General features: G+C 62.1%; 13 protein-coding genes. 5 read left to right on the top strand and 8 right to left on the bottom strand.

Features of this window, described 5'->3' with window-relative positions; genetic code table 11:
- Window positions 1–6: 6 nt before the first annotated feature.
- Window positions 7–990 carry a spore coat protein U domain-containing protein gene (locus HX805_RS23705; protein ID WP_371133030.1) on the top strand — a complete coding sequence of 328 codons (984 nt, stop codon included), beginning with the start codon at window positions 7–9 and terminating at the stop codon, window positions 988–990.
- Here HX805_RS23705 and HX805_RS23700 read toward each other — a convergent pair.
- Complete coding sequence (locus HX805_RS23700) at window positions 987–1739, bottom strand: anti-sigma factor (RefSeq protein WP_177082037.1); 753 nt, start codon at window positions 1737–1739, stop codon at window positions 987–989. The genes HX805_RS23705 and HX805_RS23700 overlap by 4 nt on opposite strands.
- Window positions 1736–2242 (bottom strand): RNA polymerase sigma factor, encoded by a 507-nt coding sequence (locus HX805_RS23695; RefSeq protein ID WP_003212456.1) that lies wholly within the window; start codon window positions 2240–2242, stop codon window positions 1736–1738. Before HX805_RS23695 ends, HX805_RS23700 begins: the two co-directional genes overlap by 4 nt.
- 171 nt (window positions 2243–2413) lie before the next feature.
- Between HX805_RS23695 and HX805_RS23690 the strand changes: the two genes are divergently transcribed.
- Together HX805_RS23690 and HX805_RS23685 are read left to right on the top strand one after the other, a co-directional pair.
- Window positions 2414–3496: a catalase family peroxidase gene (locus HX805_RS23690; RefSeq protein WP_087694665.1), complete on the top strand. Its 1083-nt coding sequence runs from the start codon at window positions 2414–2416 to the stop codon at window positions 3494–3496.
- Complete coding sequence (locus HX805_RS23685; protein WP_177082038.1) at window positions 3493–4032, top strand: cytochrome b; 540 nt, start codon at window positions 3493–3495, stop codon at window positions 4030–4032. Before HX805_RS23690 ends, HX805_RS23685 begins: the two co-directional genes overlap by 4 nt.
- 54 nt (window positions 4033–4086) lie before the next feature.
- Here HX805_RS23685 and HX805_RS23680 read toward each other — a convergent pair whose 3' ends face one another.
- Window positions 4087–5238, bottom strand: a complete 1152-nt coding sequence (locus tag HX805_RS23680) for a M14-type cytosolic carboxypeptidase (protein WP_003212460.1) — start codon at window positions 5236–5238, stop codon at window positions 4087–4089.
- 466 nt (window positions 5239–5704) lie between these two features.
- Complete coding sequence (locus HX805_RS23675; protein WP_003212463.1) at window positions 5705–6067, bottom strand: DUF6124 family protein; 363 nt, start codon at window positions 6065–6067, stop codon at window positions 5705–5707.
- A 129-nt stretch (window positions 6068–6196) separates the two neighbouring features.
- On the opposite strand from HX805_RS23675, the gene HX805_RS23670 reads away from it, so the two are divergent.
- Window positions 6197–6844, top strand: a complete 648-nt coding sequence (locus HX805_RS23670; protein WP_177021354.1) for a LexA family transcriptional regulator — start codon at window positions 6197–6199, stop codon at window positions 6842–6844.
- Here the strand turns inward: HX805_RS23670 and HX805_RS23665 are convergent.
- Genes HX805_RS23665 through HX805_RS23650 form a run of 4 tightly spaced genes read right to left on the bottom strand, consistent with a single transcriptional unit; the run spans window position 6841 to window position 12382 of the window.
- A complete protein-coding gene (locus HX805_RS23665; RefSeq protein WP_177117338.1) occupies window positions 6841–8778 on the bottom strand; it encodes an acetyl/propionyl/methylcrotonyl-CoA carboxylase subunit alpha in 1938 nt (645 codons plus the stop codon). The genes HX805_RS23670 and HX805_RS23665 overlap by 4 nt on opposite strands.
- The gene (locus HX805_RS23660) at window positions 8775–9581 is read right to left on the bottom strand and encodes a gamma-carboxygeranoyl-CoA hydratase (protein ID WP_003212468.1); all 807 of its coding nucleotides are present in this window, start codon (window positions 9579–9581) and stop codon (window positions 8775–8777) included. Before HX805_RS23660 ends, HX805_RS23665 begins: the two co-directional genes overlap by 4 nt.
- 15 nt (window positions 9582–9596) lie before the next feature.
- Window positions 9597–11204 carry a carboxyl transferase domain-containing protein gene (locus tag HX805_RS23655; RefSeq protein ID WP_003212470.1) on the bottom strand — a complete coding sequence of 536 codons (1608 nt, stop codon included), beginning with the start codon at window positions 11202–11204 and terminating at the stop codon, window positions 9597–9599.
- Between the two features lie 14 nt (window positions 11205–11218).
- On the bottom strand, window positions 11219–12382 hold the full coding sequence (locus HX805_RS23650; protein WP_003212472.1) for an isovaleryl-CoA dehydrogenase: 1164 nt from the start codon (window positions 12380–12382) through the stop codon (window positions 11219–11221).
- 145 nt (window positions 12383–12527) lie between these two features.
- Between HX805_RS23650 and HX805_RS23645 the strand changes: the two genes are divergently transcribed.
- Window positions 12528–14159 carry an AMP-binding protein gene (locus HX805_RS23645; protein WP_177041866.1) on the top strand — a complete coding sequence of 544 codons (1632 nt, stop codon included), beginning with the start codon at window positions 12528–12530 and terminating at the stop codon, window positions 14157–14159.
- The last annotated feature ends 49 nt before the right edge of the window (window positions 14160–14208 follow it).

Genomic DNA, 14208 nt, shown 5'->3' with positions numbered 1-14208 from the left:
GTGGGTGTGCGGGGCAAGGAATGCATAGTGGGGCTGCTGGTGCTGGCGGGGCTGGGCTTTTCGACACAGGTGATGGCCGCGTGCTCGGTGCCGGGAACCACCTCGCCGGCCGGCTTTGGCTCGATCAGTTCGATGACGGTGCGCACCGCTCCCCAGACCAGTTCCACCACCAATGCCGGCTTGAATTGTGGGGCCACGCTGATCTCGTTGCTGGCAGCCAATGATCACTTCTATGCAACCATCACGTCGGCCACCAGCGGCATGGTCGGCCCCACTGGGGATATCATCAGCTATACGATCTACGGCAGTAACAGCACCAGTTATCCGATCACCCGTGGAACCCAATTCGATTTCGGTGCCACCGGCATCGCCCAAAGCCTGGGGCTGGTATCCGGGCCGGGCACGAAAACCGTGCCGCTTTATCTGAGTTCCATCATCGGCAGCAATGTGGCGGCCGGCCTTTATACTGAGACACTAAGCATTGCCTGGACCTGGAATTATTGCTCGGTCCTCGGTGTGGGTTCTCTCTGTGTCATACGGGACACCGGCAGTGGCACGGCTTCCCTGACCGTCAGCATGACCGTGGCTAACGACTGCACAATCTCTGCACCCAACATCGCCTTCGGCAGTGCGCCGGTAGTCAGTGGTTTTTCCAGCGTGAACGGGCAGGCCACCATTGCCTGCACCAAGGGCAGCGCCTACACCGTGGGCATCAGCGATGGCCAGAACCCGGTGAGTGTGGGCGGGCAGCGGCGGATGATCTCGGGGAGCAATTTCCTCAATTACGACATCTTCAAAAGCGCCACCACCACTCGCTGGGGCAGCGTGACCACCGCCCGGCGCGCCAGCTCAACGGCTGAGGTGAATCCCGGGAATGGCTTGGGTACCGGTAGCCAGGTGTTCAACTACAACGCCGCGATCTATACCAACCAGACAACACCGCCGGCCGGCACCTACGTCGATAACGTGGTGCTGGATGTGGCCTTCTAGAACCGCATCGTCTGCTTGAGCATCTGCGTGGTCGACGGGTCTTGCGGGCTGACCATCGCATAGTTGTAGCCCGCGCCCGACCAGTATTCGGCCTGCAGCCCGTCGGCACTGCGGCTGCCCCGGGGCAGGAACTTGTTTTCCGGGCCCGGCGGGCGGATATAGAAACTGATGCGCCGCCCTTGGGTGTCTTCATACAGCACCATGGCCGCCGCGCCTTGTTCGGTACTGAGCAGGCGCCCGCTGACCGCCTTGAACCCGGCCTGGCTCAGGTCCGGCAGGCGGTAGGCCTGGTTGAAGTAACGGTCGAGCCAGCCTTGCATGTCGCCACCGCTTTGCACGTGGTAGTCGGCGGGCAAGATGCCGTCCTGGGCAAACAGGCGGTAGGCCTGCATCGCGTCGCTCATGGGCGCCATGCTCTCGAGCAGCGTAGCCTGGCGGGCCTGCCAGCCGCCGAGGCCGCCGACACTGACGGCAATCAACAGCATGGCGGCGGTTGCGAGATGGCGGCGTGACTGGCGCTTGACCCGCTGGCGAATCAGGGCCGGGTCCAGCTCGGGGTTGGCGGGTTGTTGCAGTGCGCCGCTCAACGATGCCCGCAGGTGCTGCGCGTCCTGTTGCCAGGCGTGCACCTGGGCGGCGACGTCCGGGTGGGCCGCCAGCCAGGTTTCGAGCTGGCGGCGGTCGGCGTCCAGGAGCTGGTGATCGACGTAGGCATGCAAATCGCGTTCGCTGGGAGGCAGGCTGATCATTTGAGTATCCGCAGGGCAGGGCTGGTGATTTCGCCGTCGCTGAGCTGGCGCAGGGCCTGGCGCGCGCGCGACAGGCGAGACATCACGGTGCCCACGGGCACCTCGAGGATGTCGGCGACTTCTTTGTAGCTCAAGCCTTCCACCGAGACCCACAGCAGCAGGGCGCGCTGTTCGGTGTTCAATTTGTCGAAGGCTTGCAGGGTCGATTGCGCGATGACGGTGCGCTCGACCGACGGCTGCGAATCATCGCGGCCGGTGAAAAATTCCAGCATGCGTGTGTACCGCCGGGAGCGCCGATGGGCGTCGAGGAACTGCCGGTAGAGGATCGAGAACAGCCAGGCGCGCAAGTCGCCTTCGAGGCGTTTGTCGGCCCAACTGATGATCGCGCGCTCAAGGCTCGCCTGCACCAGGTCGTCGGCGCTGCTGGTGTTACGCGTCAGGGACACGGCAAAACGCCGCAACCTGGGGATGAGTTCACGTAACTGTTCGTCGAGTTCGTGCATGGGATTCTGGCTAGTCACTACGCTGGGACTAGGAAGACGTCCGACGTTGAAGGTTATTCCAGGCCAATAAAAATAAACAGCAGGCCAGGGAATAGAGTGCGCTGGCGTTCGTCCCAAGTGTTCCGACCTTATGTTTCACCCACTCAAGGCCTTGGGCCCTGGAGTTATTTCATGGTAGATCACTCATCACCGCCCCGTCCGCCGTTGAGCACCGCAAGCCTGATAATTCGGTTGGCCAGCATCGGCGTGGTGGTTGCCGTCGTGGCCGGGGCGTTTGCCTACGTTAACGGAAGCCTCGACCCACAGCGGTTGCGTCCCAAAACCCTGGTCAATGCCTTGGAAACCAACAACGGCTTGCACCCTGGCTACCGGCGTAACCATGCCAAGGGCGTGTGCGTGGCCGGTTATTTCGAGAGCAGCCCCGAAGCGCGCCAGTACTCCAGTGCCCAGGTATTCAGCGAGGCGCGCACCCCGGTTATCGGGCGTTTTGCGCTGCCCAGCGGCAACCCGTATGCGCCGGACAGCAGCGTGCCGATCCGCAGTTTTGCCTTGCAGTTCAACTTGGTCAACGGCCAGCAATGGCGCACCGGGATGAACAGCATGCCGGTGTTCCCGGTGGGCACGCCCGAGGCCTTCTTCGAGATGCTCAAGGCCGGCGCACCTGACCCGGCCACCGGCAAGCCGAACCCGGCAGGCATGCCGGCGTTCTTCGCGGCGCACCCCGAGACCGCGCCGTTCCTGGCCTGGGTCAAGACCGCCAAGCCGTCTGCCAGCTATGCCACTGAAACCTATAACGGCATCAACGCGTTTTACCTGGTAAACGCCAGCGGCCAACGCCAGGCCGTGCGCTGGGGCGTCGTACCGCAAAGCCAGGATGCTGCGGGGGCCACGGCGCCCGCCGGCAGCGACTTCCTCGAAAAAGACCTGGCCCAGCGCCTGGTGGCCGGGCCGTTGCGCTGGCAGTTGAACCTCACCCTGGCCAACCCGGGCGACCCGGTGGATGACGCCAGCAAGACCTGGACCGGTGAGCACAAGGTGCTGAATGCCGGGACCCTGGTGCTGGAAAGCAGCCAGCCGCAAATGGACGGTGATTGCCGTGACATCAACTTTGATCCACTGGTGCTGCCGAGCGGTATCGAAGCCTCGAATGACCCATTGCTGGCCGCCCGTTCGGCGGCGTACGCCAGTTCCTACCTGCGTCGCACCAGCGAAGTCAGCCAGCTGCACAGCGCCCCTCAGGAGTCGAAGCCATGAATGCCCAACCCCGGTTTTTCGCCCCGCTGGCGCGGCTGCTGCATTGGCTGATGGCGTTGATGATCATCGCCATGCTGTTTATCGGCGCGGGCATGGTGGCCTCGGTTTCCGAACGCCATGAGTGGCTGATCCACCTGCACAAGCCGCTGGGCATTGCGATCCTGGCGCTGGTGATCGTGCGCCTGGTGGTGCGTTTTTCCACGCGCCAGCCGCCGCTGCCTGTCGACTTGCCGCTGTGGCAAGTGCTGGCGGCCAAGGCCTCCCACGTGGTGCTGTATGCGTTGATGCTGGTGTTGCCGCTGCTGGGCTGGGCGATGATTTCAGCGGCCGGCGACCCGGTGATGCTCAGCAGTTCGGTGCAGTTGCCGGCGCTGGTGGGGGCGAATGCGCCGTTGTTTGCCGTGTTGCGCAAGGCTCACGGTTACCTGGCGTATTTGCTGTTTCTAACGGTGTTGTTGCACCTGGCGGCGGCGCTGTTCCACGGTTTGATCCGGCGTGACGGTGTGTTGCAAAGCATGACCGGCAGCAAGGACTGAAGCCTTCCCCGGCGACGGTTGCTGTGAGGCAGCCGTCGCCGGGATCGTGGATGTTTAGCGCAATACGCCGACGATATCCGCCACGCTGCTCAACACGTCCTTGCCCAACTGCATCGAGCGTTTGCCCGACCAGCCAGTGTGCGGGTTGGGCGCGTCGTCGTTGTCCTTGAAGGGCATTTCCAGGGTCAGGGACAGGCAATCGAACTTCTCGCCGACGCTGTTGCACGCCAGGGTCATATTGGCTTCGCCCGGCAGGTCGCGGGTGTAGCCATGCGCGGTCTGAAAATCCCGGGTGAGGTTGCTCAGGTGGCTGCGGAAGTGTTTTTCCAACTGCTCGATACGTGGCGTGTAGCCCGGGTTGCCTTCACAACCGGCGGTGAACACATAGGGGATTTCCTCGTCGCCGTGGATATCCAGGAACAGGTCAACGCCGTACTTTTCCATTTGTTGCTGGACGAACAGTACTTCGGGGCTGATCTCCTGGCTCGCACTCTGCCAGGCGCGGTTGAGGTCCTGGCCCATGGCGTTGGTGCGCAGATGCCCATGGAACGCGCCATCGGGGTTCATGTTCGGTACCAGGTACAGGTCGGCGGCGGCCAGGAGCTTTTTCAGCTCGGCGTCACCGTCCTGTTGCAGGCGCTCGATGATGCCTTCCATAAACCATTCGGCCATGTGCTCGCCGGGATGCTGCTGGGCGATGATCCAGACCTTGCGCTTGTTGGCCTCGCCCTTGCCACGGCGCAGCAGTTGGATATCACGGCCTTCGACACTTTTGCCGGTGGCCAGCAATTGCGTGCCGGCGCGGTTCAGCGCCTGGTCGATCAGCCAGTCGTGGCGTTCGCGGCTGTAGGGTTCGAAGTAGGCGAACCAGGCCTGTTTTTCACGGGTTTCGAGGGTGATGTGCAGCGTCTCGCCATCAAAGCGGGTGGGTACCCGAAACCAGTTGATATGGTCGTAGGACGCCACGGCGTTGTAGCCGCTCCAGGCGTGCTTGTAGGACGAGTGGCCGGCATTGCTCAGGCGGAAGGTGTGGGTGTGGCCCACATGCATGCCTTCGGCCTTGAAGTGGAACCACTGGTAGTGCTGGCTGCGCGTATCGGGCTTTATCGCCAGCAGCAACTGGTGAGCATCACTGGCGTCGAGCACCTGGATATTGCCACTGTCGAAGTCGGTGCTGATCTTGATGGAGGTCAAGGCCACGGTCATAGTCTGGTTGCCTGAATATGAGTGTTGTGGCGGCATTTTACACCGGAGCGGGGCAAAGCCTGGATGCAATTTTTGCGGGTGAAGAGGGGGGCGTCGTCCATGACGCCGCCGCAGCTTAGAATCTATGAGATTGATTCTCAAGTGCTATTTTTGAAAGAACCGGCCTAGAGCGCTCGATCGACTTTCTTTTGGCGATGGTCTTTTGCTACCATGCGCGCCATCAAGCAACACACAGTCTTCATTAGCCTGAAGTCACGCCAGGGAAAAACTGGCAAAAAAAAGACCCGGCCAAAGAGCCGGGTCAAAAACCGTGATTAGCCTGATGAGGAGATATTCCAAGAGTCCGACCTAAGGTCTCTTGGGCTATCGACTGATCTCGCGATCAGCTAGGTCCAATAATAATCATTATCATTTGCAAGTCAAATGTTTTTATCCCTCGGATAGAAATATTTTTCCCGCGTGCCTGTTACAGGCTGGCCGGCTGTTCGGCGCCCCTCGCCGAAAGCCGCAGTGACCGCTCCACCATCACCTTCGCCATATCGATCAAATAGACCACTGAAAACGCCAGGTCCCGGCTATTGCCGTGGGCGCTGTTTGCCGATTCGTACGCAGTGGCCGCGGCGCTGCGCAGCAGGTCGGAGGCGTGGACCAGGGCCTCCTCGTCGCTGATGCCGGGCTTGACCTCGAACAACGTATCGTCAACGGAGGGCGGTGCGGCATCCTCTTTCAGGTAATAGTCCAGCGCGCGTTGGGCGGCGCCACTGCTGCGCAGGAACAGCCGCTCGTCTTCATCGCAGGTGTCGGGCAGGGTATACGAGGTGGTCGTCATAAGGGCAGTGCTCTGTGTGGGTGTCGAAAGCCTGCAATCGATATTAGTACTAATCGTATTTATGGCGTTTTATTGATTACTACAAACTGTTTATTGTCGTGGTGAGTACACAACGTATTGTCAGGGCCCATGGATAAATGGATAGCGTTGGTCAAGGCCAACATGAAAGACCGCAAGGTCACGCAGGACCAACTGGCGTCGCGCCTGGGCATGTCTCAGGGCGGGGTCGGCCACTGGCTGAACAAGCGTCGGGTGCCGAGCCTTGCCGATATGAACCGGGTGATGCAGGAGCTGGGCCTGGATGGGCTCGAGGTCGCGCTGGTGGTTCGCGAAAAAGCGCTCGCGGCGGTTGCCGAGGAACTGCAGCCGGCGCCGCACTACAACCCGAATTACCGTTACCCGGTGAGCGAAGGGAAGGGAGGCTACCCATTGCAGGAAGAACCTCGGCCGTACGGCGTTACTCGTTTTCAGATGAGCGACTATCAGGCCCGTGGCAAGGCGTTCTGGATGCGCGTGACTGGCGACGCCATGACCGCCCCCAGCGGCTTGAGTATCAATGAAGGCACGATGATTCTGGTGGACCCGGCCATCCAGCCCGAGCCCGGCAAACTGGTGGTGGCCCAATGGGCATTTGATTCCCAGGCGATCTTGCGCAAATGGGTCAGGCAGAGCGGCCAGCTTTACCTGGTGCCGCTCAACCCTACGTACCCGAAGATGCTGTTCAGTGAAGAGTGCCGGATCATCGGCGTGGTGGCGCAGGCGGTCACGAGGTTTTAACTCGCGGCTTCCAGCTCCACCAGTGCGCTGCCTTCACCGACCATTTCGCCTTCCTGGCAGTACAGCGCCTTGACCACGCCGGCATGGGGCGCGCGAATGCTGTGTTCCATCTTCATGGCCTCCAGCACCACCAACTGCGTACCGGCTTCAACCGTTTGCCCGACTTCCACCAGCACTCGCACGATGCTGCCGTTCATCGGTGCGGCCAGGCCGCCCTGATGGGACTGGCTGGCATCGACGGCGGCAATCGGGTCGAACAGGCTGACACTGTGCACCTCGCCGTCCCAGCGCAAAAACACACTGCCGCCCTCGCGTACCGCCAGATGGGAGCGGCGCACGCCGTGCTGGTCGATCAGCAATTGTTCGCCGTGCAACTGGGGCGGGTTGACGCCGGCTTGCAGCATTACCAGGCGATCCTGGCCGTTGCAGCTCAGGTGCAGGGAAACCTCGCCCGGCAAGCCTGCGCGAAAACCTCGGGTGTCGGCCCAGGGCGAACGGGTGTCAGTGCTCGGTTGGGTCTGCATGAACGCCTGGCCGGCGGCCTGCCAGAATGCCTCACTCAATTCGCCAGGCGCCGGCAGCAGCTCATCCTGATAACGCGGGATAAACCCGGTATCGAGCTCGGCAGCGGCAAACGCCGGATGGCCGATAATGCGCCGCAAGAAGCCCAGGTTGGTCTTCAGTCCACCCACGGCAAATTCATCGAGCATGCCCAGCAGCCGCAGGCGCGCCTGTTCGCGGTCCTCGCCCCAGGCAATCAACTTGCCCAGCATCGGGTCGTAGAACGGTGACACGTTGTCGCCTTGTTCGACGCCGCTGTCTACCCGGCGCCCGGGCCCTGGCGTGGATTCGCGGTACAGCGCCAGGTGCCCGGTGGCCGGCAGAAAATCGTTGGCCGGGTCCTCGGCGTACAGGCGCACTTCAATCGCATGCCCCAGCAGTGGCACTTGCTCCTGAGTCATCGGCAGCGGCTCGCCCTGGGCCACGCGAATCTGCCAGGCCACCAGGTCCAGGCCGGTGATGGCCTCGGTCACCGGGTGTTCCACCTGCAGCCGGGTGTTCATCTCCATGAAGAAAAACTCGCCCCGGGCGCCCAGCAGAAACTCCACGGTGCCCGCGCCCACGTAGCCGATGGCCTGGGCCGCACGCACGGCCGCTTCGCCCATGGCCTTGCGCTGCTCGGCACTCAGGCCCGGCGCCGGGGCTTCTTCGACGACTTTTTGATGGCGGCGCTGGATCGAGCAATCGCGCTCATTGAGGTACAGGCAGTGACCGTGCTGGTCGGCGAACACCTGGATCTCCACGTGACGCGGCTTGAGCAAATACTTTTCCACCAGCATCTGCGCATTGCCAAACGAGGACAGTGCTTCACGCTGTGCCGAGGCCAACGCTTCGGCCAGTTGGCTGACGTCCTCGACCACCTTCATGCCCTTGCCGCCACCGCCTGCAGTTGCCTTGAGCAGCACCGGGTAACCGATACGCTCGGCTGCCTGGCGGAAGGTCTCCAGATCCTGGGCGTCGCCGTGGTAACCCGGCACCAGCGGCACGCCGGCGGTTTCCATCAACGCCTTGGCGGCCGATTTGCTGCCCATGGCATCAATGGCCGAGGCGGGCGGGCCGAGGAAGATCAACCCGGCGGCTTCAATGGCGCGGGCAAACCCTGCGTTCTCCGAAAGAAACCCATAACCCGGGTGAATCGCCTGGGCGCCGCTGGCCTGGGCCGCGGCGATCAGTTTGTCGATTTGCAGGTAACTGTCGGCGGCCTTGCTGCCGCCCAGGTCCACACGAATATCAGCCTCGCGGGCGTGCCGCGCGTCACGGTCGGTGGCGCTGTGCACGGCCACGGTGGTCAGGCCCATGGCCTTGGCGGTACGCATCACCCGGCAGGCGATTTCGCCACGGTTGGCTACCAATACGGTAGTAAGCGTCTTCATGAACGCGGCTCCTGAGGCTGCCAGTTGGGCGCGCGTTTTTGCAGAAAGGCACGCAGGCCTTCCTGGCCTTCGGCGCTGACGCGGATCCGGGCGATGGAGTTCTCGCAGTAGCGACGCAACGCTGGCGTCAGGGCACCGTGGCCGACTTCCCGTAGCAGGTCCTTGCTGGCGCGCATGGCCGCGGGGCTGTTGAGCAGCAGATTGGTAATCCACAATTCGACATGTATGTCCAAATCATCGGCAGGATAACTTTCCGCCAGCAAGCCGATTTCCCGTGCCCGCTGACCGCCAAAGCGATCCGCTGTGAGGGCATAGCGACGGGCTGCCCGTTCGCCGATCGCCTGCACCACGAACGGGCTGATCACCGCCGGCGCCAGGCCAATGCGCACTTCCGACAGGCAGAACTGCGCATCGTCGGCGCCAATCGCCATGTCGCAGCAACTGATCAATCCCAGGGCACCACCGTAGGCCGCACCCTGGACTACCGCCAGCGTCGGGATCTTCAGCTTGGCGAGGTTGTACATCAGCTCCGCCAGTTCTCGGGCATCGTCCAGGTTGGTGTGGTAATCCAGTTCGGCCGACTGCTGCATCCAGGCCAGGTCGGCGCCGGCGCTGAAGTGTTTGCCGCGCCCGCGCAGTACCAGAAAGCGCAGGGCCGGATCGCCTTGCACCCGGTCCAGGGCAATGATCAGTTCGCGGATCATTTCGGCATTGAACGCGTTGTTCTTGGCTTCACGACTGAGCCACAGCGTGGCAAAGCCACGGGGGTCGGTGATCAGTTCGAGGGTGTTGAAATCGCTCATGGGGTGCAGCTCCATTTACATGCGGAACACGCCGAAGCGGCTTGGCTCGATGGGGGCGTTCAGCGCGGCGGACAGGGCCAGGGCGAGCACGTCGCGGGTCTGCAGCGGGTCGATGACGCCGTCATCCCACAGCCGTGCGCTGGAGTAGTAGGGGTGGCCCTGGGTTTCGTACTGGTCGAGGATCGGCTGCTTGATCGCCGCTTCCTCATCGCTGCTGAAACCCTGGCCGGCGCGCTCGGCCTGCTCACGCTTGACCTGCACCAGCACGCCGGCGGCCTGTTCGGCGCCCATCACGCCGATGCGTGCGTTGGGCCACATCCACAAGAAGCGCGGGTCGTAGGCGCGTCCACACATGCCGTAGTTACCGGCGCCGAAGCTGCCGCCGATGATCACGGTGAACTTCGGCACCTTGGCACAGGCTACCGCTGTCACCAGTTTGGCGCCGTGCTTGGCGATGCCGCCGGCTTCGTATTTCTGGCCGACCATGAAGCCGGTGATGTTTTGCAGGAACAACAGCGGAATCCCGCGCTGGCAGGCCAGTTCGATAAAGTGCGCGCCTTTTTGCGCGGCCTCGGCGAAGAGGATGCCGTTGTTGGCCAGGATCGCAATCGGATAGCCGTGCAGGTGCGCAAAGCCGCACACCAGTGTGGTGCCAAACAACGCCTTGAATTCATCGAACACCGAGCCGTCCACCAATCGCGCGATCACCTCGCGTACATCGAACGGTTGCTTGGCGTCGGCCGGAATCACGCCGTACAGCTCTTCGCTGCTATAAAGCGGCGCCAGCGGTGTGCGTTGTTGCAATTGCCCCAGCTTGCGCCAGTTGAGGTTGGCCACACTGCGCCGAGCCAGGGCCAGCGCATGTTCGTCGCTGTCGGCATAGTGGTCGGCCACCCCGGAAATCTTGCAGTGCACATCGGCACCGCCCAGGTCTTCGGCGCTGACCACTTCTCCGGTCGCCGCCTTCACCAGCGGCGGTCCGGCGAGGAAGATGGTGGCTTGCTGGCGGACCATGATTGCTTCGTCCGCCATCGCCGGCACATAGGCACCACCGGCAGTGCAGGAGCCCATCACCACCGCGATCTGCGGGATGCCCTGGGCGCTCATGTTCGCCTGGTTGAAGAAGATTCGTCCGAAGTGCTCGCGGTCCGGGAACACTTCATCCTGACGCGGCAGGTTGGCGCCGCCGGAGTCCACCAGGTAGATGCACGGCAGGCGGTTCTGCTCGGCGATGGTCTGGGCGCGCAGGTGTTTCTTGACGGTCAGCGGGTAGTACGAGCCGCCTTTCACCGTGGCGTCGTTGGCGACGATCATGCACTCGACGCCTTCCACCCGGCCAATCCCGGCAATCACCCCGGCAGCGGGCACGTCTTCGCCGTACACCTGATAAGCCGCCAGCTGGCTGAGTTCAAGGAACGGCGAGCCAGGGTCGAGCAAGCGATTGATCCGCTCGCGGGGCAACAGCTTGCCCCGCGACGTATGCCGCTCCTGGGCCTTGGCGCCGCCGCCTTGCTGCACCTGGGCGAGCAGGGTATGCAGGGCGTCGACCTGTTGGAGCATCGCCGCGCTGTTGGCGGCGAATTCCGCCGAGCGCGGGTTGAGCTGGGTGTGCAGGGTAGCCATGGTGCGCGCTCCGTTCAGCGGGTTTCGTTAAACAGTTCGCGACCGATCAACATGCGCCGGATCTCACTGGTGCCGGCACCGATTTCATACAGCTTGGCGTCACGCAATAGACGACCAGCCGGGAATTCATTGATATAGCCATTGCCGCCGAGAATCTGGATCGCGTCGAGGGCCATCTGGGTAGCGCGTTCGGCGCTGTAGAGGATCACGCCGGCGGCATCCTTGCGCGTGGTTTCGCCGCGCTCGCAGGCCTGGGCCACGGCGTACAGGTAGGCGCGGCTGGCGTTGAGCTGGGTGTACATGTCGGCGACCTTGCCCTGGATCAGCTGGAACTCGCCGATGCTCTGGCCGAACTGCTTGCGGTCATGGATGTAGGGCACGATCAGGTCCATGCAGGCCTGCATGATCCCGGTCGGGCCGCCGGACAGCACAACGCGTTCGTAATCGAGGCCGCTCATCAGCACTTTCACGCCGCCATTGAGTGCGCCGAGGATGTTTTCTTCCGGCACTTCGACGTCATCGAAAAACAACTCGCAGGTGTTGGAGCCGCGCATGCCGAGCTTGTCGAACTTGTTGCTGCGGCTGAAGCCCTTCGAGTCGCGCTCGACGATAAACGCGGTGATGCCGTGGGCACCCTTTTCCAGGTCGGTCTTGGCGTAGATCACGTAGGTATTGGCATCAGGGCCGTTGGTGATCCAGGTCTTGCTGCCGTTGAGCACATACACACTGCCGCGTTTATCGGCGCGCAGCTTCATGGAGACCACGTCGGAGCCGGCGTTCGGCTCGCTCATGGCGAGTGCGCCGATGTGTTCGCCACTGATCAGCTTGGGCAGGTATTTGAGTTTTTGCTCATGGGTGCCGTTGCGGTTGATCTGGTTGACGCAGAGGTTGGAGTGCGCGCCGTAGGACAACGCCACCGAAGCCGAGCCCCGGCTGATTTCTTCCATGGCCACCACGTGGGCCAGGTAGCCCAGGCCGGCGCCGCCGTATTCTTCCGGCACGGTGATGCCCAGCAGGCCCATATCGCCGAACTTGCGCCACATATCGGCGGGGAACAGGTTGTCGATATCGATCTGCGCAGCGCGCGGCGCCAGTTCCTTGGCCACGAAGGACTGCACCTGGTCGCGCAGCATGTCGATGGTTTCACCGAGGGCGAAGTTCAGGGAGGGGTAACTCATGGACGGGCACCTTCTAGCGTTGTTTTTGTATGGTCAATACGCCGGGGAGGGCGATCACCTTTACGTTAACGTAAACTTGCGTTGCGGGCCTGTCAATCGTAGTTTACGTTTACGTCAACCTACAAAAAAGACAACAGGGGTCGTTATGGATCAATCGAATCAGAGCTACAGCCGCGGCTGTCAGGATAAGGCCTTGCTGGCCATGACTATCGGCCAGGCCTTTGATCAAACGGTTTCGCGCTACTCCGACGGCGAAGCCTTGGTCGTGGGCCATCAACAGCGTCGCTACACCTGGCGGCAACTGGCAGAGACGGTTGATTTGCATGCACGTGCGTTCCTGGCTTTGGGGATGCAGGCCGGCGACCGCTTGGGCATCTGGGCCCCCAACTGCGCCGAGTGGTGCATCAGCCAGGTCGCCAGCGCCAAAATTGGCGTGATTCTGGTCAATATCAACCCGGCGTATCGCAGCAGTGAATTGGAGTACGTACTCAAGCAATCCGGTTGCCAGTGGTTGGTGTGCGCCGGGTCGTTCAAGACCTCCGATTACCACGGCATGTTGCAGGAGCTTCAACCTGACCTGCGCGGCATCATCAGCCTTGATCCCAGCCCGCCCCCGGGGTTTACGCCCTGGTCGCAATTGGCGGCCCTCGGGGCAGGCGTCCCGCCCGAGCAATTGCAGATCCGCCAGGCCGGCCTGCACTTCGATCAACCCGTCAATATCCAGTACACCTCCGGCACCACCGGCTTCCCCAAGGGCGCCACCCTCAGTCACCACAACATCCTCAATAACGGCTACATGGTTGGCGAAAGCCTGGGCCTGACGGCGCAAGATCGCCTGGTGATCCCGGTGCCGCTGTATCACTGCTTTGGCATGGTGATGGGTAACCTGGGCTGCATCACCCATGGCACCACGATGATCTACCCGAGTGACGGTTTCGACCCATTGCTGACCCTGGCTGCCGTCGCCGAAGAACAGGCCACCGGGCTATACGGGGTGCCTACCATGTTTATCGCCATGCTTGATCACCCGCGCCGCGCCGAGTTCGACCTGTCGCGCCTGCGCACCGGGATCATGGCGGGCGCCACTTGTCCGATCGAGGTGATGCGCCGGGTTATCAGCGAGATGCACATGAGTGAGGTGCAGATTGCCTATGGCATGACGGAAACCAGCCCGGTGTCGTTGCAGACCGGGCCGGATGATGACCTTGAGCGGCGTGTTACGACGGTTGGCCGGACCCAGCCACAGCTGGAAAGCAAGATTATCGATGACGCCGGTAACACGGTTGCTCGGGGCCAGGTAGGGGAGCTGTGTACCCGGGGCTACAGCGTGATGCTCGGTTACTGGAATAATCCTGACAGCACTCGTGAGGCTATCGACGAGGCGGGCTGGATGCACACCGGCGACCTGGCGACCATGGATGAACATGGGTATGTGTGCATCGCCGGGCGTAACAAGGACATGATCATTCGCGGAGGTGAGAACGTGTACCCGCGGGAGTTGGAGGAGTTTTTCTTTACTCATCCGGCGGTGGCGGATGTGCAGGTGATCGGGATTCCGGATGAGCGTTACGGTGAGGCGATTGTGGCGTGGATCAAGTTTCATCCGGGGCATGTGGCTAATGAGCTTGAGCTGCAGACGTGGTGCAAGGGGCGGATTGCGCACTTCAAGATGCCCAAGCATTTCAAATTTGTGGATGAGTTTCCGATGACGGTGACGGGGAAGATCCAGAAGTTTCGGATGCGGGAAATTATGATTGAAGAGTTGAAGGGGGGGTGAGGGAGGGCGGGGTGTTTATCCGTTATTTAGGTAACGGCGGCTTATGGTT

The organism is Pseudomonas sp. G5001, from assembly GCF_013385475.1.
Lineage (GTDB): Bacteria > Pseudomonadota > Gammaproteobacteria > Pseudomonadales > Pseudomonadaceae > Aquipseudomonas.
This window is presented reverse-complemented; position numbering and strand designations above follow the sequence as displayed.